Here is a 24,062-nt window from a genome sequence, read left to right on the forward strand (position 1 = left end):
TACAATGATACGAATTTCAGGAGTTGAGTAATGCGTAAGTGGATGCTGGCTCTGGCGGTGACCGGAGCACTTGGAACGGCTGCGGGGGCTGTGCAGGCCAATGAGGTGGCGGTACTGGACTGGCAGCAGGCGCTGCTGGAGACCAGTTCGGCGCAGCAGTCGATGAACCAGCTCAAGAATCAGCTGGGGAGTCAGCAGCAGCAGGTCAGGGCGCTTGGCGAAGAGGTTCAGCGTCTGCAGCAGCGTCTGCAAAGCGATGGTGACGTCATGTCCGACAGCGAGCGGCAAAACGTCATGCAACAACTGCGTCAGAAGGGCGGTCAGTTCCAGCAGCAACGTGGTCAGCTTGAGCAAAAGCGTGCCGAGCAGGAGGAAGCCTTCCTGAAGCAGGCACGCCCCAAACTCGATCGCGCCATCGAGCAGGTGGTCAAGCGTCACAATGTGGATGTGCTGGTCGACCGTAACAGCGTGATCTATGCAGGTGATGCGCTGGACCTGACACAGGAAGTGACCCAAACCTTCAACTCGCTCAACTGAAGGCGCGCGTCGCTCCGCCAAGATGACAAGATATTCAAGTCAAGATTTTACACTCGCCGATCTCGCCCAGCGTCTGGGTGCGACCCTTCATGGCGATGGCACCGTGCGTGTCGACGGGCTGTCGACCCTGCAGGATGCCGGCACCACTGACATTGCCTTTCTGGCCAATCGCGCCTATCTGAAGGATCTGGCCAGTACCCGGGCTGCCGCCGTCATGCTGCATCCGGATCTGGTCTCCCAGTGCCCGGTGCCGGCGCTGGCCATCGACAATCCCTATCTGGGCTATGCGCATCTTTCCCGCTGCTTCGCCCCGATTCTGCCCAGCCAGAGCGGGGGTATCCATCCCACGGCCGTGATCGATGACAGCGCCCGACTGGGTGATGATGTCACCGTGGCCGCCCATGCGGTGATCGGCGCGGGTGTCACGCTGGGTGATCGGGTGACCATAGGCGCCAATAGCGTTGTGGGGGAGTACTGCACGGTCGGTGAAGGCACTCTGATCCACGCCGGCGTGGCGCTCTATCACGGCGTTATCATAGGTGCCCGTGCCATCATTCATGGCGGTGCCGTCATTGGTGGCGACGGGTTCGGCTTTGCCCACGATGGTAGTCGCTGGCACAAGATTGAGCAGCTCGGCGGCGTCATCCTCGGTGATGACGTGGAAGTAGGCAGCTGCACCAGCATTGATCGCGGCGCGCTGGATGACACGGTCATCGGCAACGACGTCAAGATCGACTCCCAGGTACAGATTGCTCATAACGTGCATATTGGCGATCACAGTGCGCTGGCCGGCTGTGTGGGTATTGCCGGCTCCACGCATGTGGGCCGTCATTGTCAGCTCGGTGGCGGGGTTGGTCTTGCCGGTCACCTCACCCTGTGTGACGGGGTCAACGTGACCGGTATGAGTCTTGTCACCAACTCCATTGATGAGCCCGGCATCTATTCGTCCGGCACTGGCTCGATGCCCAATGCGCTGTGGCGCAAGAACGCCGTGCGCTTCAAGCAGCTTGATCAGCTGGCCAGAAGAATCACTCGTCTCGAACGCCACAACGAGGGTGAATAAGCGCCCTCGTTTGCCTGGCGCAAATGGTTTTCCATTGCCGCTGCGGTGGCAAACATCATAATGGTTGGCCATGCGGCCGCCAGTCACATGCCTGCCGGTTCGGCAGGCATTTCGTTATGTCAGAGGTTGTGAGCCCATGGTCATGGATATCAACGAGATCCAGGAATATCTCCCCCATCGTTACCCGTTTTTGCTCGTGGATCGCGTTACCGCGCTGGAGCTGGGCGAATGCATTACGGCATGCAAGAACGTCAGCTACAACGAGCCCTTCTTTCAGGGGCATTTTCCGGGTCACCCGATCATGCCGGGGGTCCTGATTATCGAAGCGCTGGCCCAGGCCGCCGGTATTCTCGGTTTCAAGACGGTCGACAAGCGACCGGCCGATGGCTACATCTATTACTATGTCGGCAGTGATAATGTTCGCCTCAAGCGTCCGGTTTTTCCGGGTGATCAGCTGACGCTGGAAGCGCGCATGCTCAAAGCGCGCCGCGGCATCTGGAAGTTTTCCTGCCGTGCGCACGTCGGTGGTGAAGTGGTCTGTGAAGCCGATATCATCTGTGCCGAGAGGAAAGTCTCTTGATTCATCCATCTGCCATCATCGATCCTGCTGCGCGCCTGGCTGACGATATCGAGGTCGGCCCGTTCAGCGTGATCGGTGCCGATGTCGAGATCGGCGCCGGGAGTGTCATCGGGCCGCACGTGGTGGTCAGAGGACCCACCACGATGGGATGCAACAACCGCGTCTATCAGTTCGCGACCATCGGTGAAAACTGTCAGGACAAGAAGTATCAGGGGGAGCCTACCCGTCTCGAGATCGGTGACAACAATATCTTCCGGGAAGGCGTGACCGTTCACCGGGGCACCGTTCAGGACAAGGGGGTCACCCGTATCGGCAATGGCGGGCTGTTCATGGCCTACGCCCACGTGGCGCATGACTGCGTTCTGGGTGACAACGTGATTCTGGCCAATCAGGCCACGCTCGGCGGTCATGTCCATATTGGGGACAATGTGATTTTGGGCGGGCTGTCCGCCGTTCACCAGTTCTGCCATGTGGGCACCTACGCCATGTGCGGCGGCGGCTCCATCATTACCAAGGATATCGCCGCCTTCGTCATGGTGACCGGCAATCCGGCAGCGACCCATGGACTCAATGCCGAGGGCATCAAGCGCCGCGGCTTTGAAAGCGAAGTGATCAGCGAGCTGCGCCGTGCCTACAAGCTGGTGTTTCGCAGTCAGAAAACGCTGGCTCAGGCCCTTGAAGAGCTCGACCAGCAGGAAAACCGCAGCGACTGGCTCAATGTTTTCATCGACTCACTGCGAAGCTCATCGCGTGGCCTGACGCGCTGATGGCGCAGGCCGCTCGCCGGAGAGAATCACGATGCGCGTTTTTCTGGTAGCCGGTGAGCTCTCGGGCGATATCCTGGGGGCGACACTGATGCGTGAGCTCAAGCGTCATCACGGCGATGTGAGCTTTCGCGGCATCGGCGGCCCCCGGATGATCGAAGAGGGGATGGATAGTCTTTATCCGCTGGAAACCCTGTCCATCATGGGGCTGGTCGAGGTGCTCAAGCACCTGCCAAGACTGGTGGGCGTGCGTCGACATTTAAGGCGTGAGGCGCAGGCATGGCCTGCCGATATCATGATTGGTATCGATGCGCCGGACTTCAACCTGGGGCTGGAAGCGCAGCTCAGATCAAACGGCATGACCACGGCGCACTATGTGAGTCCGTCGGTCTGGGCCTGGCGTCAGGGGCGGGTCAAAAAGATTCGTCGTGCCGTCGACATGATGCTGACCTTCCTGCCCTTTGAGGCCGAATTTTACGAGCGCCATGATGTGCCCGTCCGGTTCGTGGGGCATCCGCTGGCCGAAGAGCTGCCGCTGGAAAATGACCGCCACCAGGCACGACAGGCCCTGGGGCTGAGCGATGACGCCCGCATGCTGGCGGTCCTGCCCGGCTCACGCAGCAGTGAAATCGGCTTCATGACGCCCGTATTTCTCAAGGCGGTACAACTGCTGCGCCAGCGTTTGCCGGCGCTTGAAGTGGTCATGCCCGCCGCCACTCCCGAGCGTCGCGAAGAGTTACTGGCCCACGGCGTGGCGGAGCAGGGCATTACGGTGGTAGATGGCCGGGCGTGGGAGGTCATGACGGCGTCTGATGCGGTGCTTTTGACCTCGGGCACTTCTGCACTGGAAGCCATGCTCTGTCATCGCCCCATGGTGGTGGCCTACCGCATGGCACCCGTGACCTGGCAGATTGCGCGACGCATGGTCAAGACCCGCTGGATCTCCCTGCCCAACCTGATCGCGCAGGAGAGTCTGGTCCCCGAGCTGATTCAGGATGACGCCACCGGTGAGGCCATTGCTGCAGCACTGACGCCCCTGCTCGAAAACGAACCTGAGGCCCGTGCGCTGACCGAACGATTTGTCGATATGCACCGAACGCTTCAGCGGGGTGCCAGCGCACGCGCCGCCCAGGCCATTGTTGAGTTGATGGCCCGGCCACATCAAGACAGCAGCGCTGGAGAACCATGAACTTTATTCCCGAAATCATGACCCCGAATGCCGAGCATCCACCGCTGGTCGTCCCCTATCAGGGCTGGCGGCTGGCAGGGGTGGACGAGGTCGGGCGCGGTCCGCTGATCGGTACCGTGGTGGCCTGCGCCGTGATGCTCGATCCCGAGCGTCCCATTGAAGGCCTGATGGACTCCAAGAAGATGACGCCTGCGCGTCGCGAACGTCTTGATCGCCAGATTCGCGAGCAGGCCCTGGCGGTGTCGCTGGGAGAAGCCACTTCCGGCGAAATCGACACGCTCAACATCCATCACGCCACGCATCTGGCCATGTGCCGCGCCATTGATGGCCTGTCGATTACGCCGGAGTATCTGCTCGTCGACGGCAACCGCCTGCCCGGGCATCGTTTGCCGGGTCAGGCCGTGGTCAAGGGCGATGGTCGGGTTGCGGCCATTGCCGCGGCCTCGATCGTGGCCAAGGTGGCCCGCGATGCGCAGATGAAGGCGCTTGATGCTCGCCACCCCGAATACGGCTTTGCCGCCCACAAGGGCTACCCGACCCGGGCGCACCTGGAGGCGCTGGCACGGCTGGGTCCGCTGCCCGAGCATCGACGCTCCTTTCGCCCCGTCAGGGCACTGCTGCAGGACTGAGTCCTGTAGCAAGTATCTGCCTCTTCCTGCCGGACCACTGGTCCGGCACCGGTTCTCATCGGTATCATGGCGTTGCCAGTCCGGTGTTCCCTGAAGTCATTCGTTGACTGATGTTATTAGTTGACTAGAGCGAGCCTGCACCCATGACCACGCCCTTTGTACATTTGCGACTGCACAGTGAATATTCGCTGACCGATGGGCTGATTCGGCTCAAGGCGCTGACGCAAAAGGCGGCTGAGATCGGCCAGCCTGCCCTGGCCGTCACCGATGAAACCAATCTGTTCGGGCTGGTCAAGATTTACAAACAGGCGCAGGGCGCCGGGCTCAAGCCGATCGTGGGCAGCGATGTCTGGCTTTATAACGCCCAGGACCCGGCTCACCCCTATCGCCTGACCCTGCTGGCGATGAATCAGACCGGCTATCTCAACCTGACCGAGCTGATTTCACGGGCCTGGCAGCATGGTCAACAGCAGGGGCGTGCCTATCTGCACAAGGAGTGGATTCTTGAGCAGAGCGAAGGGCTGATTGCCCTTTCCGGCGCCCGGGAAGGCGAGATCGGTCGCTATCTGCTGCACGGCCATGCCGAAACCGCACGTGAGCTGCTCACCGAGTGGCAGCGGTTTTTCCCCGACCGGTTCTATCTGGAGCTTCAGCGCACCTCGCGTGAAAACGACGAGGAGTGTCTGCATCTCTGCGTGCAGCTCGCCATGGAGACCGGCACGCCGGTCGTGGCGACCAATGATGTCCGCTTTTTGTCACGTGAAGACTACTGGGCGCACGAGACCAGGGTCTCGATTGCCGAGGGCAAGGCACTGGATGATCCGCGTCGTGAGACGCGCTACACCGAGGAGCAGTATTTCAAGACGCCGGAGGAGATGGCCGAGCTTTTCTCCGATATCCCCGAGGCGCTGGAGAACAGCGTGCATATCGCCGCGCGCTGCAGCGTCGAGATGCGTCTTGGCGAAATCTTTCTGCCGGAATATCCGGTGCCGGAAGGCCAGACCATGGAAGAGTTCTTCTGCGAGCTTTCTCATGATGGCCTGACCCGGCGTCTGGATCTGCTTTTTGGCGGTGAACGCCCCATCTATCCGGGCCGCTCGCGCGAAGAGCACGAACCGGCATATCGCGAGCGGCTGGATTTCGAGCTTAACATCATCAATCAGATGGGCTTTCCCGGCTACTTCCTGATCGTGATGGACTTCATCCGCTGGGCCAAGCAAAACGATGTGCCCGTGGGGCCGGGGCGTGGCTCGGGCGCCGGCTCACTGGTGGCCTACGCGCTCGAGATCACCGATCTCGACCCACTGGAATACGACCTGCTGTTCGAGCGTTTCCTGAACCCGGAACGTGTCTCGATGCCCGACTTTGACGTCGATTTCTGCATGGAAAAGCGCGATCGAGTCATCGACTACGTGGCCGACCGCTACGGGCGCAACGCCGTGTCGCAGATCGTTACCTTCGGCACCATGGCGGCCAAGGCCGTGGTGCGCGACGTGGCGCGTGCCCAGGGCAAGCCCTACTCGCTGGGGGACAAGCTCTCCAAGCTCATTCCCTTCGAAGTGGGCATGACGCTGGCCAAGGCGCACGAGCAGGAAAGCGCGCTGCGTGAATTTCTGGAGGTCGACGAGGATGCCCAGGAAATCTGGGACATGGCGCGTCGGCTGGAAGGTATTACCCGCGGTACCGGCAAGCACGCCGGGGGCGTGGTGATCGCTCCCACCAGCCTGACCGACTTCTCGCCGCTGCTGTGCGATGAGGATGGCAGCGGGCTGATGGTGCAGTACGACAAGAACGACATTGAGGAGGCCGGTCTGGTCAAGTTCGACTTCCTGGGGCTTCGTACGCTGACCATCATCGACTGGGCGCTCGAGATGGTCGATACGGTGCGGGCGCGGGAAGGGCAGGGGGCGCTGGATATCGCCACCATTCCGCTTGATGACAAGCCGACCTTTGACATGCTCAAAAAGGCCGAGACCACGGCGGTGTTCCAGCTGGAATCACGCGGCATGAAGGAGCTGATCAAGCGCCTTCAGCCCGATTCGCTGGAAGACATGATCGCCCTGGTGGCCCTGTTCCGCCCGGGGCCGCTGCAGTCCGGCATGGTGGATGACTTCATCAACCGCAAACACGGCCGCGCCGAGCTTGCCTATCCGCATCCCGACTATCAGCACGAGCTGCTCAAGAGCGTTCTGGAACCCACCTACGGCATCATCCTCTATCAGGAACAGGTAATGCAGATTGCCCAGGTGCTGGCGGGCTACAGCCTGGGCCAGGCCGACATGCTGCGTCGTGCCATGGGCAAGAAAAAGCCCGAGGAGATGGCCAAGCAGCGCGCCGGTTTCATGGAAGGGTGCGCCAACAACGGCATTGATGCCGATCTGGCCGGCAACCTTTTCGATCTGGTCGAGAAATTCGCCGGCTACGGCTTCAACAAGTCGCACTCGGCGGCCTACGGCCTGGTCTCCTATCAGACCGCCTGGCTCAAGGCCCACTACCCGGGCCCCTTCATGGCCGCGGTGCTCTCGACTGAAATGGACAACCTGGACAAGGTGGTGCCGTTGATCGAGGAGTGCCGGCGCATGGGGCTCACCGTCACGCCACCGGACGTCAACATCGGCAGCTACCGTTTCAGCGTCAACGAGCAGGGCCAGGTCGTCTACGGCCTCGGGGCGATTCGCGGCGTGGGTGAAGGCCCGATCGGTGCCATCGTTGAGGCGCGCGATGCTGGCGGTCCCTTCCAGGATCTCTTTGATTTCTGCCGTCGCATTGATGGCAAGCGCATGAACAAGCGCACGCTGGAGGCGCTGATTCGCTCCGGGGCGCTGGACCATCTGGGCCCGTCACGGGCGGTGCTGTTCTCGGCGCTGGAAGACGCCCTGCGCGCGGCGTCGCAGAGCCAGAACAACGCCAGCATCGGCATGGTGGACATGTTCGGTGAGGCGTTTGTCGGTGAAGACGAGGGCGGGAGCGATGTCTACAGCGACCATCGCGGCGCGCGCAACTGGAGCGATCGCGATCGTCTGGCCGGTGAGAAGGATACGCTGGGGCTTTATCTGACCGGCCACCCGATCGATGAGTATGAAGCCGAGCTCAAGCGTTTTGTCTCGACCCGCATCGTCGACCTCAGGCCCGCGCGCGAGCCTCAGCGGGTGGCCGGCCTGATCGTTGCCATGCGGACCATGAAGTCAAAGCGCGGCGACACCATCGCCTTTGTTACGCTCGACGATCGCACCAGCCGGATCGAGGCGTCCCTGTTTGGCGAGCTCTACGATCAGGTGCGCCAGCATCTGGCGGCCGACCGGGTCGTGATTCTGGAAGGTGAGGTCAGCCTGGATGACTACTCCGGCGGGCTGCGCCTGCGGGCGAAGGAGGTCACGCCCATGGTCGAGGCCCGTGCCCGCTTTGGCGAGGCGCTCGAGATCAGCATCGATGCCGAGCGCATTAACGGCCGCTTCAGCCGCACGCTCATGGATCGACTGACGCCGCATCTGGATCAGGAGGGGCTGCCCATCCGGCTTCAATATCGCAACAGCCAGGCCGGCGGCTGTCTCGAGTTCGATCCGCAGTGGCGGGTATCGCCCTGTGACGAGCTGATCAGCGGCCTGCAGGAAGGCGTTGAAGGCCATCCCGAGGTCAGGCTCTGCTATCGCTGACGCCGATGACCCGGCATCACTGAACAAAGGATGTCGTCTCATGGTTGCACCCAACGCCCACAATGGGATAATGGCCCACCGATTCACCGACGCCGTGCGCTGCCTTCCTGTGCTGCGACGGTCCAGACCGATACTGTCGTGCACGCCCTGCGCTGCTCGCGTTGATGAAAGAGCTCTGTGACGTACCCTATGAATCCGAACTATCTCGACTTTGAACAGCCGATTGCCGAACTGCAGGCCAAGATCGAAGAACTGCGGCTGGTGGGCAACGACAGCAAGATCAACATCAGTGACGAGATTGCCAAGCTCGAGGACAAGAGCCGCAAGCTGACCGAGCAGATCTTTCGTGATCTGACTTCTTGGCAGGTTTCTCAGCTGTCCCGTCACCCCCAGCGCCCCTATACGCTGGACTATCTTGCCGAAATCTTTACCGAATTTGACGAGCTGCACGGCGATCGCAACTTTGCCGATGATGCTGCCCTGGTCGGCGGTGTGGCGCGTCTTGATGATCGCCCGGTTATGGTCATCGGCCATCAGAAGGGCCGTACGGTCAAGGACAAGGTGCGCCGCAACTTCGGTATGCCGCGTCCGGAAGGCTATCGCAAGGCCTGCCGTCTGATGGAGATGGCCGAGCGGTTTCACATGCCCATTCTGACGTTTATCGACACGCCCGGCGCCTATCCGGGCATCGATGCCGAGGAGCGCGGTCAGAGTGAAGCCATCGCCCGCAATCTTGCGGTCATGTCGCGCCTGAAAACGCCCATCATCTCGACCGTCATCGGTGAGGGAGGCTCCGGCGGGGCACTGGCGATCGGCGTATGCGACTCGCTCGCCATGCTGCAGTTTTCCACCTATTCGGTCATCTCGCCGGAAGGGTGTGCCTCGATTCTGTGGAAGAGCGCCGACCGCGCCTCGGACGCCGCCCAGGCGATGGGCATCACGGCCACCCGGCTCAAGGAGCTCGGGTTTGTCGACACGTTGATCGAGGAACCGCTTGGCGGTGCACATCGTCACATGTCCGAAATGGGCCGCCGCCTCAAGGGCTCCCTGTTGCATCAGCTGGATGTGCTGCAGGCCATGGACACCCAGTCACTGCTGGAGCGTCGCTACGAGCGGTTGATGAGCTATGGTGCGCTCGACTGATCGCGACTGCGATCAGGGAGGCATGCAAAACGGGAAGGCTCTGCCTTCCCGTTTTTGATGGTCACCACCTCCGAGCAGGGAGCGTCCGGTCATGACATCGTCACTTGAAGCGCGCATCGAAAACGCCATGGCAGCGCTGCACGAGCGCTCGCCCGCCGCGACGCTCTGGGTGGCGCTGTCGGGCGGGCGTGACAGCACCTGTCTTTTGCTGCTGGCTGCCCGCGCGGTTCGACACTATCCCGATATCACCCTGCGGGCCGTCCATGTCCACCACGGGCTGCAACCGGCGGCCGATACCTTTGTTGAGACGGCCCGGCGCGCCTGCCGCCAGCTGGGTATCGCGCTGCATATCGAGCGGGTGACGCTTGAAACGCGTGGTGGTCTTGAAGCCGATGCCCGACGCGCCCGCTACGCCGTGTTCGAAGCTTTACTATCGCCCGGCGATACCCTGTGGATGGCGCATCATCAGAAGGATCAGGCCGAAACGCTGTTGTATCGCCTGATGCGGGGCAGCGGCGTGCGCGGGCTTGCCGGGATCCCATCCCGTCGAGCGCTGGGCGAGGGCTGGCTCGAGCGGCCACTGCTGGAGGCCGCGCGAGAGGAGATCGATGCCTGTCTGGTCGAGACAGCTATCCCATGGTGTGACGATCCCACCAATCGCGATGATCTTCAGGATCGCAACTACCTGAGACACCACGTCATGACGCCCCTGGCCGGGCGCTGGCCGGCCGCCGCCGAGCAGATGGCACGCAGCGCGGCCCATCTGCGCGAGGCGGATGAACTTCTGCAAGAATTGGCGGAGATGGATCTGGCAGGTTTGGGCGGGGCGGTCGATCGGTTGCCGCGTGCCGCGCTGTGCGAGCTGAGTCGGGCCCGGCAGCGGCTGGTCATCGATACCGCCCTGCAGCGGCTGGGGCTGGCATCGCCGCCGCGCGGGCGGATGGAAACCCTGCTGGATCAGCTGGCCCGTGCCGGAATGGATCGTCAGGTGCAGGTGGCGTGGCCCGGCGGCCAGGCCAGACTCTGGCGGGAAACGCTTTTTTTGCTGGCCGAAGATGAAGTGACCACACCAGAGCCTGCATGGTTGCTCGAGTGGGATGGCATAACGCCGATCGAGACGCCGCTGGGCACTATCCGGGATCAACTGCAGCCGCTGGCAGGCGGGCATCCCACGCTGATAATAACGTCCCGCGCCGGGGGAGAGAAGCTGCGGCTGAACGGGCAGAGGCGCCCGCTCAAAAAGCTGTTACAGGAGCACGCCGTCCCGCCGTGGCAGCGCCACCGGATCATGCTCGTATGGCACGGCGAGATGCCGGTGGGCGTGCTGGGGCCGCTCATGCTGGCGGCCGATGACTGGGCGCTGGGGAAAAGCGTCGATCCTGATGACTCAGGGCGTGTTGATCGCAAGCATTAGTCCTGCTCGCTGCTGCCACTGACGCTCCAGGGCCAGATCCTGACTCAAAAGGTCGGGTATCGATTGTGCAAAGGTCAGCACCAGGCTTTTGTCGTCGGCATGTAGTTCGGGCTGCCAGTCGTTTGACACTTCGCGCGTGCGACAGAGGACCACGGCCAGTCGCAGCAGGCGGGCCAGACGAACCAGTTCGCCCGAGGAGAGCGCTGCACGATGTTCCGGCGGCGGTTCGGGGAACTGGCGACGATGTGCCTGTACCAGCCAGGCAAGCGCCAGCTGATCGGGCAGCGAAAAGCCCGCCATGTCGCTGTTGGCCAGCAGGTAACTGCCATGCTGATGGTAGCGGTTATGGGCAACCCCCAGCCCGATTTCATGCACCATGGCGGCCTGCTCCAGCAGCTGCCGGGCCTCGTCATCCAGCGTCCACGACCTCGACAGCTGATCGAACAGCGTCAGGGCGGTGGCGGCCACGTATTCGGCGTGCTGAACATCGACCTGATATTGCCGCTGCATGTCGCCCAAAGTGGTATAGCGCACGTCATGGCGGGTATCGCGTGCCACCAGATCCAGCAGCACGCCATCGCGCAGCGCGCCACTGGTATGCTGCATGTGCTCCAGATTCAGTGCCTGGAAAATGGCGCTCAGGATGGCAACGCCGGCCGGAAAGACCCGGGCACGGTTGCTCTTGAGCCCTACCATGCTGACCTGGTCAAGATGGCCCAGATCGATCAGCTTCTGACGCAGCTCGGCAAGCCCCGTGCGCGTGATCTCGCCCTTTTTGAGATGCGGGTGGATCGCTCTGAGCGTGGCGGCGGCGGCCTTGATGGTGCCGGAGGTGCCGATGGCACGCTGCCAGCCCAGTCGTCGGTAATGGGCGGTGATGTTGGCAAGCTCCAGCAGGGCGGCCTGCTCGGCGGCCTGCATGGTCGCCTCGGTGAGCTCGCCGCTGTCGAAAAAGCGCCGTGTATAGGCCACACAGCCCATTTCCAGACTTTCAAGCGCCAGTGCCCGGGTGCCGGCACCGACGATCAACTCGGTCGAGCCGCCGCCGATATCGGCCACCAGGCAGTTGGCGGGATCGTCCTGCCAGGCGGTGGAGGCGCCCTGATAGATCAGGCGCGCTTCTTCGCGGCCCGAAATGGTCTCGATTCGCTGGCCCAGACACTGCTCGGCGCGAATCACGAAGTCGATGCTGTTGGCGGCCAAGCGCAGGGCATTGGTGCCCACGACCCGCAGCCGATCAACCCGGTGTTCATCGATGATGGTGCCAAACTCTGCCAGACACTCGAGAGCCCGCATCATGACGCTCTCTTCAAGCTGACCCTGGTCATCCAGACCGGCAGCCAGCTGCACCTTGCGGCTGCATTTTTCAAGTTCGGTGAAATGGCCGTTGTCGGAATCCACGATCAAGAGGTGGAAGCTGTTGGACCCCAGATCCACGGCGGCCAGGCGCAGTGGGCCGGAAGAGGGTAGTGTCTGAAAATGCGTCATGAGCCTGTATCCATGGCGTTGCTGCCCTTGCGGGCCCTGCACATCAGGCCCATTCGGTCAGGGGTTGGTTCGCCAAAGAGTGGTGTCAGGCTGATATCATGTCAATTACTTAAACGGGCGGGCCGCCCCAAAAGGCAGGCGATGACACAACGTCAACGGGGAGAGGCATGAGCACCATTATTGATCTGGATGAAAATCGCTTCGAGCAGGACGTCGCCGATAAACATGAGCCGGCACTGGTGGTGCTGACGGCTGACTGGTGCCGCCCCTGTCGGGCCCTGATGCCCGTGCTTGAAGATGTGGCCGGAGATTACGCCGAGCGTGTGAAGGTCTATCGTGTCGATATCAACGCCTCGCCCGGGCTTGCCACACGGCTGGGGGCCCGGGGGGTGCCGACCCTGTGTCTTTTCATTGATGGTACGCTTGAGACCACGCGTGTGGGCGCCCTTTCCCGGGTTCAGCTAGAGCAGCTGCTTGATGAGCACCTTTAAATGCTACTTTGGTTTGGAGTGCCTGAACCGGCCCTTCCAGAGGTAATAAAAGGGCTTGCGTCGATGATCAGCGTTGTCTAACATCGGTGCGTTCGCCTGATTTCAGCTGCTGACCAGCCGCCGAGCGAGCCACCAGGGTCATACCGCTTTTCTCCCAGTCTGCCACGCCATTTCTCAAGCAGACGAATGGATCCTGATGCTATCGGTGCTGAACTCGGGTTTTACCGTCATGTTACTTCTTTCCTTCGAACGAGGCGCTTTTCGGGTCCATCTCCATTGCCGGGGTTTCAATAACCATCAGGCGTCGAGACCCCGCGGGCTCTGACTACAATCAGGCGGTATTCAAGATACCGTTTCCTGTCCCGGCCGCATCTCTTACAGCCATGCTGACTAAAGCGATTTCCGAATCAAGCCGATGAATCTAACCGAACTCAAGCAAAAGACTGTTCCCGAGCTGTTGGAAGTTGCCCAGGAAATGGGCATCGACAATCTGGCTCGTTCGCGCAAGCAGGACATCATCTTCGCCATCCTCAAAAAGCACGCCAAAAGCGGCGAGGACATTTATGGCGATGGCGTACTCGAAATCCTTCAGGATGGCTTTGGTTTTCTGCGCAGCGCCGACTCTTCCTATCTGGCCGGCCCTGATGACATTTATGTCTCCCCGTCGCAGATTCGCCGCTTCAATCTTCGCAAGGGCGACTCGATCGCCGGCAAGATTCGTCCGCCCAAGGAAGGCGAGCGCTACTTTGCGCTGCTCAAGGTCAATCAGATCAACTTTGATCGACCCGAGAACGCCAAGCACAAGATCCTGTTTGAAAACCTGACGCCGCTGTTTCCCCAGGAGCGTCTGGTCATGGAGATCGGCAACGGCTCCACGGAAGACATTACCTCGCGTGTCATTGACCTGACCTCGCCGATCGGCAAGGGCCAGCGCGGTCTGATCGTCTCGCCGCCCAAGGCGGGCAAGACGATGATGCTGCAGAACATCGCCAACTCGATCACCCGCAACAATCCTGAATGTCACATGATTGTGTTGCTGATCGATGAGCGGCCGGAGGAGGTCACCGAGATGTCGCGTACCGTACGCGGCGAAGTCGTGGCTTCCACCTTTGATGAGCCGCCGGCGCGTCACGTGCAGGTCGCCGAGATGGTGATCGAAAAGGCCAAGCGTCTGGTCGAGCATAAAAAGGACGTGGTGATCCTGCTGGATTCCATTACCCGTCTGGCCCGTGCCTACAACACCGTCGTTCCGAGCTCCGGCAAGGTGCTGACCGGTGGTGTGGATGCCCACGCGCTTGAAAAGCCCAAGCGCTTTTTCGGTGCGGCTCGTAACATCGAAGAGGGCGGCAGCCTGACCATTCTGGCGACCGCGCTGGTCGATACCGGCTCCAAGATGGATGAAGTCATCTTCGAGGAGTTCAAGGGGACCGGTAACATGGAGGCGCATCTGGACCGCAAGCTGGCCGAGAAGCGTGTCTATCCGGCGCTCAATATCCGCCGCTCCGGCACGCGTCGTGAAGACCTGATCGCCTCAGAGGACGAAATGCAGCGCATGTGGATTCTGCGCAAGCTGCTCAATCCGATGGAAGATGTGGCGGCCACCGAGTTTCTCATCGACCGGTTGAAGGATACCAAGACCAATCTGGAATTCTTCGAGGCCATGAAGCGCCGCTAGCGCGTCCTGCGGTGTCACGGGCGTTGTCGGAAGGCGCCTGCATGAGAGGGGCAGCATGCTATGCTGCCCCTTTGCTTTATTACGGGAGCAGGACCGGGCATGAAGTATCGCGATCTGCGGGAGTTTATCCAGGGGCTCGAGCGGATGGGGGAGCTCAAGCGTGTTACCGCTGAAGTCGACCCTCATCTGGAAATGACCGAGATATGTGATCGCGTGCTGCGCGATGAAGGGCCGGCCCTGCTGTTTGAAAACGTGCGTGGCAGCACGATGCCGGTGCTGGCCAATCTGTTTGGCACGCCGCGCCGGGTGGCGCTGGGCATGGGACAGGACAGCGTGGGCGCCCTGCGCGAAGTTGGCGAGCTGCTGGCCTTTTTGAAGGAGCCCGAGCCGCCCAAGGGCTTTCGTGACGCCTGGCAGAAGGTGCCGATTTTCAAGCAGGTCATGAGCATGGGGCCGCGCCACGTCAAAAAGGCGCCGTGTCAGGAAGTCGTGCTCGAGGGAAGCGATGTCGATCTGGATGTCATCCCCATTCAGCACTGCTGGCCGGGGGACGCCGCGCCGCTGGTGACCTGGCCTCTGGTCATTACCAAAGGGCCGCACAAGGAGCGCCAGAATCTGGGCATCTATCGCCAGCAGAAGCTGTCGAAAAATCGCCTGATCATGCGCTGGCTGTCCCATCGCGGCGGGGCGCTGGATTTTCGCGACTGGCAGCAGACGCACCCAAACGAGCCCTTTCCGGTGGCGGTGGCGCTGGGCGCTGATCCAGCCACCATTCTGGGCGCCGTGACGCCGGTACCCGACTCGCTGTCCGAATACGCCTTTGCCGGGCTGCTGCGTGGCTCCAGGACCGAGCTGGTCAAGTGTCATCACGCCGATCTCAGCGTGCCGGCCAGCGCCGAGATCGTGCTGGAAGGCCATATCTATCCCGACGACATGGCGCCGGAAGGCCCCTTTGGCGATCACACCGGCTATTACAACGAAGTCGATACCTTCCCGGTCTTTACCGTCGAGCGCATCACCCATCGGCGCGATCCCATCTATCATTCCACCTATACCGGCCGTCCGCCGGATGAGCCGGCCGTGCTGGGCGTGGCGCTCAATGAGGTCTTTGTGCCCATTCTGCGTCGCCAGTTTCCCGAAATCGTCGACTTCTATCTGCCGCCCGAAGGGTGCTCCTATCGCCTGGCCGTGGTGTCGATGAAAAAGCAGTATCAGGGACACGCCAAGCGGGTGATGATGGGCGTGTGGAGCTTTTTGCGTCAGTTCATGTACACCAAGTTCGTGATCGTGGTGGATGATGACGTCAACACCCGGGACTGGAAGGACGTGATCTGGGCCATTACGACGCGCATGGACCCTTCCCGCGATACGGTCATGGTGGACAACACACCGATCGACTATCTCGACTTTGCCTCGCCGGTCAGCGGTCTGGGCTCCAAGATGGGCCTTGATGCGACGTCCAAGTGGCCGGGCGAGACCCAGCGCGAGTGGGGCACGCCGATTGTGATGAGCGATGAGATCAAGGCCCGGGTGGACGAGCGCTGGGACGACTACGGCATCAATACCTGAGCCGTTAATGGCTCGGGAGTTACCGACACAATGCACTGCTGCATTTCTATCGATTGAAGGAAGCACCATGTCTGCCAGGACGCTGACCTGTAGGGTCGAGACCATGGAAACGCTATCGGCCGATGTCTATCGCCTTTTTCTGCGTGGCGATCCGCAACAGATTCTGTTTGCCCCGGGTCAGTATCTGACGCTGGTGGTGCAGGGGAATCATCTGCCGTTTTCGATTGCCAATGCGCCCAACGGCGAGGGCATTCTGGAGCTGCATGTTCAGTATGTGGCCGATAGCAACAACGCCCGGGCCCTGTTTGAACAGCTCCACGTGGGCGCTGATCTCGAAGTGTCGCTGGCCGGTGGCGAGTCCGTGCTGGAACTCGATGATCCGCGGCCGCTGCTGTTGATCGCCGCCGGTACCGGCTTTGCGCAGATGAAATCCATCATCGAGGCCTCGCTGGCCCTTCACCCCGAGCGCCCCATCCATCTGTGGTGGGCGGCGCGCGCGCGCAGCGAACTTTACATGGAGCTTCAGGCGCGCCACTGGGCCGAACAACACGAGCAGTTCAGCTTTACGCCGGTGGTGGAGTTGCCCGGTGAAGAGGATTTTGACGGCGTGGTCGAGCGTATCGATAACGCCCTGCATGACCGCATTCAGCGTGCCGACGAGGCCAGCATCTTTATCGCCGGCTCCCCCGGCATGGTCTATGCCGTAGTGGATACGCTGGCCCGGATCGAGCCCATGGCCAAACGAATATTTTCCGATGTCTTCAGCTATGCGCCCCGAGTGCAGGGGGAGGATGGCGGGTCATGAGCCAGGCGCCGATACTGATCACTGGCGGCGGTCAGCGACTGGGCCGCTACTGTGCCGAACGCCTGCATGATGATGGCCATCCCGTCATCATCACCTATCGGCGTGAACGCCCGGCCATCGAGGCGCTGCGTGCCCGCGGTGTCATCGCGCTGTATGCTGATTTCTCCAATGAGGCCGACATTCTGGACTTCATTGCTCGGCTGAAGGCGCATACCGGAGTGCTCAGGGCCATTATCCACAATGCCTCGCACTGGCAGCGTGACGAGGACAGCGCCTCGTGCGGGGAGGACTTTGCCCTGATGTTTCAGGTGCACATGCAGGCGCCCTATCTCGTCAATCTGCACGCCCACGATCTTTTGATGGCCTGTCCCGAGCCGATGCGCGATATCATCCATATCACGGATTACAGCGCCACGCATGGATCAAAAAAGCATATGGCCTATGCAGCCACCAAGGCCGGTCTCGAGAATCTGACCCTGTCGATGGCCGGTCGCTTTGCCCCCGATATCAAGGTCAACGCCATCGCACCGGCAGGCATCATGCTCAATGCCAGTGACACCGATGACTATGTGGCACATCTCAACGCCAAATCAGCGCTGCCTGCCGTGCCGGGGCCGAAGGTGATCTGGCAGGGGGTGCGTTACCTGCTCGATAATGCTTTCGTCACAGGCGTCACTTTGCCTGTTGACGGCGGGCGTCATGTGAAGTGAACTGATATCGGCGATTGCCTCGCCAGACAACAACCACGATGTTCAACAACAACGTTGTTCCAACGACCGTGACAGGTGACCCTCATGACATCGCCGTCGACGTTACTGAAGGATCGTGCATTGCTGGTCGGTATGGTGGCCGGTGTAGTGGTGATATCGCTGGCGGCTGCGTTGCCGGCACTGTTTATCTGGAAGGAGTTTCTCATCTGAGTCGGCCATGCTAGTCTCGGATGATCGATCACGGGGTCGCTGGACCCCGTGAGCTGAATCAGACATTTTTCATCAGGATAACCCGGCATGTCGCATCTCGTGCTCAATGACACACTGACACCGCTGTCGCGCAGGGCGACAGCGGTGTTGTCGTGTGCTCAGAACACGGTCGGTTATCCAGTGGGCTATTGGTTTAGAGACAGGCACGCCTGATTGTTCAGGGCGTGCCGGTGTCTACCGTGCTGCCCACCCATGAAACCCCCGGTCGGCAGCATGCCACCGGGGGTTTTTTGTTTTCATGCCATGGGTCAATGACCCGGTAGCCATCAGGAGAGCCGCATGACCATGACTTATCACAACGATTCGACCCTTGACTGGCGATTTAAGCCCACGCTGGCGGCGCTTCGGGCGCTGGCCGTCGGCGTGCTGGCACAGGGCGCTCCACTTTCCCCCTTGTTACGCTGTTAAAGGATAGAAGAGACACCATGAACGCCTTACGCCATACCGCCGAACCTGCCAGTGCTGCACCCGCCGAGCATGACCAAAAGGCTGGTGCGACGGGAGCTGCCCAGCCTCTGCCCACACCGGGCGCGCTCAAGGAAGCCATTGCGCTTGCGCCTTCTCTACAGGTGCAGATCGCAGGTCATCGCCAGACCATTCGTGACATTCTGGATGGGCGGGATTCGCGCCTGCTGGTCGTGATGGGGCCCTGTTCGATCCATGATCGCGACAGCGCACTCGACTATGCCCGGCGCTTGAAAGGGCTTGCCGATGAGGTGGCAGACAGCATGGTGCTGGTCATGCGGGTCTACGTCGAAAAACCGCGTACGACCGTGGGCTGGAAGGGGCTGGTGTATGATCCGCATCTGGATGGCAGCGACAACATGGCAGAAGGGCTTGCCAGTACGCGCCGGCTCATGCGCGATATCACCGAACTGGGCCTGCCGATCGCCTGTGAGCTGCTTCAGCCCATGTTGAGTGCCTACATGGAGGATCTGATCAGCTGGGCGGCCGTTGGGGCACGTACCACCGAGTCACAGATTCATCGTGAAATGGTCAGTGCACTGCCCATGCCCACGGGCTTCAAGAATGGCACCGACGGCGGCATTCAGGTCGCCATTGATGCCATGGGCGCCAGCCGCCACGGCCATCGCTATCCGGGCTTTGATGACAACGGCTGTCCGGCGCTTCTGCACTCCAGTGGCAATTCTCATACCCATTTGGTACTGCGCGGTGGCCACTGGGGTCCCAACTTTGACGCTCAAAGCGTCGAAATGGCTACCGGAGCCCTCAGGGCGGCCGGCGTTTCAACGGCCATCATGGTGGACTGCTCTCATGCCAACAGTGGCAAGGACCCCGCTCGACAACCTCTGGTGCTCGATGAGGTCATTCGCCAGCGTCTTGATGGCGCGTCATCCCTGGTCGGCGTCATGCTTGAAAGCCACCTGGAAGCGGGTAAACAGGCTCTGGGCGGAACGCTGCGCTACGGCGTCTCCGTGACCGATGGCTGCCTGGGCTGGACCGACAGCGAACATCACCTGCGCCTTGCCGCGCAGCGTCTGTCCGAGCAGCATATTTGAGTTATTCAGAGGGTGGCCCAAGACCGCGCTGCAGCCACCCTGAGCCGGGAGATTGTCAAAAATCTGTCATGATATCGTCGTAATCTCGCCTCATTGATCAAGCTCCCGAGAGACGATGACATGAGTCAAGAAATTGAAAATCATGACAATCACAATGATAGCGGTAATCGTCCTTTCTCATCCGTGATGGCGCGCTATCTGTCGCGTCGTCGCATGTTGCAGGGCAGCCTGGGGCTGGCAGCCGCCACGCTGTTTACCGATTTCGGTTTGAGTGCTGCCCTTCGCCAAGCCAGTGCCGAGCCGCGGCGCCGGCTCACCCTGGGATTTGAATCGCTGCCCGGCAGCATGACGGATGCCATCGTCGTTCCTGAAGGCTATACCGCTCAGATACTGGTTCCCTGGGGCACACCACTGGATGGTAGTGCTGCCGACTGGCAGCAGGACATGCACCTCACACCGGCCTTTCAGGCACGTGCCATGGGCATGCACCACGACGGCATGTACCACTTTCCGCTGGACACACAGCACGCCTCGCGCGATTTTCTGCTGGCGATCAATCATGAATATATCGATCAGAGCGCCCTCTGGGCGCCTCAGGGTGGGCCGACCAACAATGACGAGGGGGCGCGCCCGGCTGATGAGGTGCGTACCGAGATCAATGCCCATGGCATGGCGGTTGTCCGTCTGCGGCGTGATGATCAGGGGCACTGGGCGCCGGTGGCCGATGATGCCCACAATCGACGTGTTACGTCGGCCACGCCCATGGAGCTTGCTGGCCCCGTTCGCGGGACATCATGGGCGGTAACCGCCTGGTCACCGGAAGGAACGCATGTTCGTGGCACCAATAACAACTGTGCCAGCGGTTATACTCCCTGGGGCACCTATCTGACCTGTGAAGAAAACTGGCCCGAGGTCTTCATTAATCGGGGCAAGCTGACTCCCGATCAGGCGCGTCTGGGCATTAACGGTGAGCGCGGCCGCTACAGCTGGGAAAGTGCTGAAGATGGCGAGCAAGGTGAGTTCAGCCGTTTCGACAATACCCCTCACGGCGACGACCCCGCGAAGGACTACCGCAATGAGGCCCGTGGCTTTGGCTACATTGTGGAGATTGATCCCTACGATGCTGACAGTATCATTTACAAGCGCACGGCGCTGGGGCGTTTTCGTCACGAGGGCTGCTGGCCCGGCCGTGTGGTCGAGGGCATGCCACTGACCTTTTATACCGGTCACGACAGCCGCAACGAATACATCTACAAGTTCGTGACGACCAAAATCTGGCAGCAAAGCGATGCCAACCGTCCGGGCGAAGCCTATGATCGACAGGCGATCGGCACCAGCTATCTGGACGAGGGCACACTGTATGTGGCCCGGTTTGATGCCGATGGTGAAGGCGAGTGGCTGCCTCTAACGGTGGACGCCATCATCCCTCAGGGAGAGCATAAGGGGCGTCGGCTGGGGGAAGTTTTCGAAAATCAGGCCGGCATTATCATCAATACCTGCGACGCGGCCGATCTGATGGGTGCCACGCCCATGGACCGCCCGGAATGGGGAACGGTCGATCCGCATTCGGGCATCGTGTACATGACGCTGACCAATAACTCAAAACGCACTGAGGCAGAGCGTCCGGCAAGCTTCACCGGTGAGGGCGATGATGTTTTCACCGTGGGCAGCGGTTACGCCACCGCGCCGGTCAATGCCGCCAACCCACGCCCGGATAATACCTACGGCCATGTCATTCGCTGGCAGGAGCGCCATGATGATCCGACCCGCATGCGCTGGGAGCCTTTCGTCTTTGGCAGCAGTGCCAGCGATGCCGACAGCAATCTGTCCGGGCTTACCGACGTGAATGCCTTTGCAAGCCCTGACGGTCTCTGGTTTGACGAGCGTGATGATGGCGAAGGGATTCTCTGGATCGAAACCGACAACGGTCTGGACAAGGGGCGCGAGAATGCGGTGGCCGAAATGACCAACGATCAGGTGCTGGCCGTGGTCCCCGGTGCCATGAGTGACGATGGCCAGCCTGCCATCAACGCCCAAAACCAGGCACAGCTCAAGCGTTTCGCCATCGGCCCCAATGAGGCGGAAGTCACCGGCATTTTTGCAACGCCTGACCGGACTGCGCTGTTCATCAATATTCAGCATCCGGCCAATTGGCCGGCAGCCAATACCGAGAATGCCACGCAAACAGCGCAAGGGCAGGTGCGTCCGCGTTCCTCGACGGTAGTCATCCAGAAACGTGATGGCGGCAGAATCGGGGTATAACCTTCTGATACGGGTTACAGCGAAGGTGTCATCAAGGGAAGCAACAGCTCGGGCCGCCTATGCGGCACGAGCTGTTTCATGCGGTCTGGAATGCCTGATCAAGGACGCGCGGCATAGGCATACAGCAGGGTTTCCTGGGCACTGATGGCGGCTTCATCCTTGCCCGGGCAGCGCTTTTCATAGTGGCCGTCCGGCTGCAGCGTCCAGCTCTGGCAGTTGTCCAGCATGTAGGTATCCAGATCCTTTCTGACCCGTTGGGCGATCTTCTTGTCCAGCAGGGGAAAGCAGGTTTCCACACGCTGGAACATGTTGCGCTCCATGAAGTCGGCGCTGGAGCACCAGGTCTCGGACTTGCCGGCGTTGTGAAAGTGAAAAACGCGGGTATGCTCCAGAAAACGGCCCACCACCGAGCGCACCGTGATGTTGTCGGACACTCCGGGGACGCCCGGGCGCAGACAGCAAGTGCCACGAATGATCAACTGACAGATAGCACCCGCCTGAGAGGCCCGGTACAGCGCCTGAATCAGTTTGGGCTCCGTCAGGGAGTTGCACTTGATGGTCAGCATCGCCTTGTGTCCCTTGCGAGCGTGCGCCGTTTCGCGATCGATCAGCTCCACCAGCCGACGGTGCAGCGTAAAGGGTGCGTGCAGCAGGTGCTCGGTATGGCGCGGCTCCCCCATGCCCGAGAGTTGCTGAAAGACGTGATGGACGTCCTCGCACAGCGTTTCGCGCGCCGTGAGCAGGCTGTAGTCGGTATACAGTTTCGCCGTCTTGGAGTGGTAATTGCCGGTGCCCATGTGGGCGTAGTGGCGAATACGCCCGGCTTCGCGGCGCACGATATGCAGCATCTTGGCGTGGGTCTTGTAGGCCATGACGCCATAGATCACGTTGGCGCCGGCTTCCTGCAGCCGGGAGGCGAGCGCGATGTTGTCGGCCTCGTCAAAACGGGCGCGCAGCTCGATCACCACGGTGACTTCCTTGCCGCTGCGCGCCGCATCGACCAGCGCACTGACTACCCCGGAATCGGAGCCGGTGCGATAGAGCGTCTGCTTGATCGCCAGCACCCCCGGATCACGAGCGGCCTCGGCCAGCCAGTTTTCGATCACGCCGAACGACTCCCAGGGATGCAGCAGCAAAATATCCTGTCGGCTGATCAGGTCAAACAGGCTCTCATCCTTGCGCAGGGCTTTCGGCAGGCCCGGCACGAAGGGGTTATAGCGCAGATCGGCGCGCTCGCTGTCACCGATCATGGCCATCAGCCGGCTCAGGTTGACTGGGCCGTCAACCAGATACAGGTCCTCATGGCCGAGCTGGAACTGCTTGAGCAGAAAGTCGCTCAGATGTGACGGACAGTTGTTGGCCACCTCAAGGCGGACGCCGTCGCCGTAGCGTCTGGCCAGCAGTTCGCTCTTGAGCGCCGAGGCCAGGTCCGCAACATCTTCGGTGTCCATGGCAAGATCGGCGTTACGGGTCAGGCGAAACTGGTAGCAGCCGCGTACGGTCATGCCGGGGAAGAGCTGTTCGGCATGGGCATGAATCATCGAGGAGAGAAACACATACTCCTGACACTCCTCGCGCTCCAGCGCCTTTGGCAGTCTTATCAGGCGGGGCAGGGAGCGCGGCGCCGGGATGATGGCCATGCCGCCTTCACGCCCGAAGGCGTCACGACCTTCCAGCTCGACGATGAAGTTGAGGCTCTTGTTGACCAGCCGCGGGAAGGGGTGCGACGGGTCCAGCCCGATGGGGCTGATGACCGGCATGATCTCGTCATCGAAATAGGAACTGACCCATTCCCGCTGCGCCTTGTTCCAGTTGTTGCGGCGCAGAAAATGGATGCCGCGCTCGGCCAGTGCCGGAATCAGCTGGGTATTGAGAATATGGTACTGACGCTCTACCTGCTCATGGGCAGTGGTGGCAATCTCGTGAAAGATGCTCGAGGTCGAGTGACCGTCCATGCCGGGTTCTTCGTTGCCATAGGCAATACGTCGCTTGAGCCCTGCCACACGAATCTCGAAAAACTCATCCAGATTGGACGAAAAGATCAGCAAAAACGTGAGTCGCTCCAGCAGGGGATGGGTCTCATCGAGCGCCTGCTCCAGTACGCGAACGTGAAATCTCAGGGTTGACAGTTCGCGGTTGAAGTAGAGTCCGGCATCATCCAGATCACGTGCGGCATTGGCGGCGGCCCGGGCGCGGATACCGGCGTGCGTGTGGTTGATCCTCAGCGTCGAGGCAGGGTCGTTCTCGGGTGAAGCGGGTGTTTCAGAAGCCGGGTTAGTGGGCATTGATGACATCGAGAA

The 24,062-nt window shown here is 61.0% G+C and carries 20 protein-coding genes; 18 read left to right on the plus strand and 2 right to left on the minus strand.

All coding sequences use genetic code 11. The annotated features are described in order from the left end of the window. Positions 1 to 30 precede the first annotated feature (30 nt). From C8D72_RS12120 to tilS, 9 genes are all read left to right on the plus strand, one after another. The gene (locus C8D72_RS12120) at positions 31 to 537 is read left to right on the plus strand and encodes an OmpH/Skp family outer membrane protein (RefSeq protein ID WP_115854696.1); all 507 of its coding nucleotides are present in this window, start codon (positions 31 to 33) and stop codon (positions 535 to 537) included. A gap of 22 nt (positions 538 to 559) precedes the next feature. Further along, positions 560 to 1,600, plus strand: coding sequence for a UDP-3-O-(3-hydroxymyristoyl)glucosamine N-acyltransferase (gene lpxD / locus C8D72_RS12125; protein ID WP_115854697.1), 1,041 nt, complete (start codon positions 560 to 562; stop codon positions 1,598 to 1,600). Positions 1,601 to 1,736: 136 nt separating this feature from the next. Then, a complete protein-coding gene (gene fabZ, locus C8D72_RS12130) occupies positions 1,737 to 2,180 on the plus strand; it encodes a 3-hydroxyacyl-ACP dehydratase FabZ (RefSeq protein WP_115854698.1) in 444 nt (147 codons plus the stop codon). Beyond that, entirely contained in the window at positions 2,177 to 2,947 is a 771-nt protein-coding gene (gene lpxA / locus C8D72_RS12135) for an acyl-ACP--UDP-N-acetylglucosamine O-acyltransferase (protein WP_115854699.1), read from the plus strand. The genes fabZ and lpxA overlap by 4 nt, the downstream gene beginning before the upstream one ends. A gap of 31 nt (positions 2,948 to 2,978) precedes the next feature. Continuing rightward, positions 2,979 to 4,133 carry a lipid-A-disaccharide synthase gene (gene lpxB / locus C8D72_RS12140; RefSeq protein WP_115854700.1) on the plus strand — a complete coding sequence of 385 codons (1,155 nt, stop codon included), beginning with the start codon at positions 2,979 to 2,981 and terminating at the stop codon, positions 4,131 to 4,133. Continuing rightward, complete coding sequence (gene rnhB / locus C8D72_RS12145) at positions 4,130 to 4,762, plus strand: ribonuclease HII (protein WP_245955241.1); 633 nt, start codon at positions 4,130 to 4,132, stop codon at positions 4,760 to 4,762. Before lpxB ends, rnhB begins: the two co-directional genes overlap by 4 nt. Positions 4,763 to 4,905: 143 nt before the next feature. Continuing rightward, positions 4,906 to 8,415 (plus strand): DNA polymerase III subunit alpha, encoded by a 3,510-nt coding sequence (dnaE, locus tag C8D72_RS12150; protein WP_115854701.1) that lies wholly within the window; start codon positions 4,906 to 4,908, stop codon positions 8,413 to 8,415. Between the two features lie 189 nt (positions 8,416 to 8,604). Next, positions 8,605 to 9,558, plus strand: coding sequence for an acetyl-CoA carboxylase carboxyl transferase subunit alpha (gene accA, locus C8D72_RS12155; RefSeq protein WP_115854702.1), 954 nt, complete (start codon positions 8,605 to 8,607; stop codon positions 9,556 to 9,558). A 91-nt stretch (positions 9,559 to 9,649) separates the two neighbouring features. Then, complete coding sequence (tilS, locus tag C8D72_RS12160; protein ID WP_115854703.1) at positions 9,650 to 10,972, plus strand: tRNA lysidine(34) synthetase TilS; 1,323 nt, start codon at positions 9,650 to 9,652, stop codon at positions 10,970 to 10,972. On the opposite strand, the gene C8D72_RS12165 is transcribed toward tilS, so the two are convergent. Further along, complete coding sequence (locus C8D72_RS12165) at positions 10,946 to 12,460, minus strand: Ppx/GppA phosphatase family protein (RefSeq protein WP_115854704.1); 1,515 nt, start codon at positions 12,458 to 12,460, stop codon at positions 10,946 to 10,948. The genes tilS and C8D72_RS12165 overlap by 27 nt on opposite strands. 167 nt (positions 12,461 to 12,627) lie before the next feature. Here C8D72_RS12165 and C8D72_RS12170 point away from each other — a divergent pair, with 167 nt between their 5' ends. The 9 genes from C8D72_RS12170 to C8D72_RS12200 all read left to right on the plus strand — a co-directional run bounded on the left by C8D72_RS12170 (position 12,628) and on the right by C8D72_RS12200 (position 21,762). Next, positions 12,628 to 12,951 (plus strand): thioredoxin family protein, encoded by a 324-nt coding sequence (locus tag C8D72_RS12170; RefSeq protein ID WP_115854705.1) that lies wholly within the window; start codon positions 12,628 to 12,630, stop codon positions 12,949 to 12,951. Positions 12,952 to 13,366: 415 nt separating this feature from the next. Beyond that, positions 13,367 to 14,626 (plus strand): transcription termination factor Rho, encoded by a 1,260-nt coding sequence (gene rho, locus C8D72_RS12175; RefSeq protein WP_086620628.1) that lies wholly within the window; start codon positions 13,367 to 13,369, stop codon positions 14,624 to 14,626. Positions 14,627 to 14,725: 99 nt separating this feature from the next. Continuing rightward, entirely contained in the window at positions 14,726 to 16,195 is a 1,470-nt protein-coding gene (ubiD, locus tag C8D72_RS12180; protein ID WP_115854706.1) for a 4-hydroxy-3-polyprenylbenzoate decarboxylase, read from the plus strand. A 67-nt stretch (positions 16,196 to 16,262) separates the two neighbouring features. Continuing rightward, complete coding sequence (locus C8D72_RS12185) at positions 16,263 to 17,000, plus strand: FAD-binding oxidoreductase (RefSeq protein ID WP_170140591.1); 738 nt, start codon at positions 16,263 to 16,265, stop codon at positions 16,998 to 17,000. Continuing rightward, on the plus strand, positions 16,997 to 17,710 hold the full coding sequence (gene folM, locus C8D72_RS12190; RefSeq protein WP_115854708.1) for a dihydromonapterin reductase: 714 nt from the start codon (positions 16,997 to 16,999) through the stop codon (positions 17,708 to 17,710). The genes C8D72_RS12185 and folM overlap by 4 nt, the downstream gene beginning before the upstream one ends. A gap of 84 nt (positions 17,711 to 17,794) precedes the next feature. After that, positions 17,795 to 17,920 carry a hypothetical protein gene (locus C8D72_RS17775; RefSeq protein WP_257789415.1) on the plus strand — a complete coding sequence of 42 codons (126 nt, stop codon included), beginning with the start codon at positions 17,795 to 17,797 and terminating at the stop codon, positions 17,918 to 17,920. Between the two features lie 339 nt (positions 17,921 to 18,259). Continuing rightward, the gene (locus C8D72_RS17780; protein ID WP_281271624.1) at positions 18,260 to 18,388 is read left to right on the plus strand and encodes a hypothetical protein; all 129 of its coding nucleotides are present in this window, start codon (positions 18,260 to 18,262) and stop codon (positions 18,386 to 18,388) included. Positions 18,389 to 18,405: 17 nt separating this feature from the next. Next, positions 18,406 to 19,500 carry a 3-deoxy-7-phosphoheptulonate synthase gene (locus C8D72_RS12195; protein ID WP_115854709.1) on the plus strand — a complete coding sequence of 365 codons (1,095 nt, stop codon included), beginning with the start codon at positions 18,406 to 18,408 and terminating at the stop codon, positions 19,498 to 19,500. 120 nt (positions 19,501 to 19,620) lie between these two features. Continuing rightward, positions 19,621 to 21,762 carry a PhoX family protein gene (locus C8D72_RS12200; protein ID WP_115854710.1) on the plus strand — a complete coding sequence of 714 codons (2,142 nt, stop codon included), beginning with the start codon at positions 19,621 to 19,623 and terminating at the stop codon, positions 21,760 to 21,762. A gap of 98 nt (positions 21,763 to 21,860) precedes the next feature. Here C8D72_RS12200 and ppk1 read toward each other — a convergent pair whose 3' ends face one another. Continuing rightward, positions 21,861 to 24,047 (minus strand): polyphosphate kinase 1, encoded by a 2,187-nt coding sequence (gene ppk1, locus C8D72_RS12205; RefSeq protein ID WP_245955275.1) that lies wholly within the window; start codon positions 24,045 to 24,047, stop codon positions 21,861 to 21,863. Between the last annotated feature and the right edge of the window lie 15 nt (positions 24,048 to 24,062).

It is taken from the genome of Kushneria indalinina DSM 14324 (assembly GCF_003385845.1).
Taxonomy (GTDB): domain Bacteria; phylum Pseudomonadota; class Gammaproteobacteria; order Pseudomonadales; family Halomonadaceae; genus Kushneria; species Kushneria indalinina.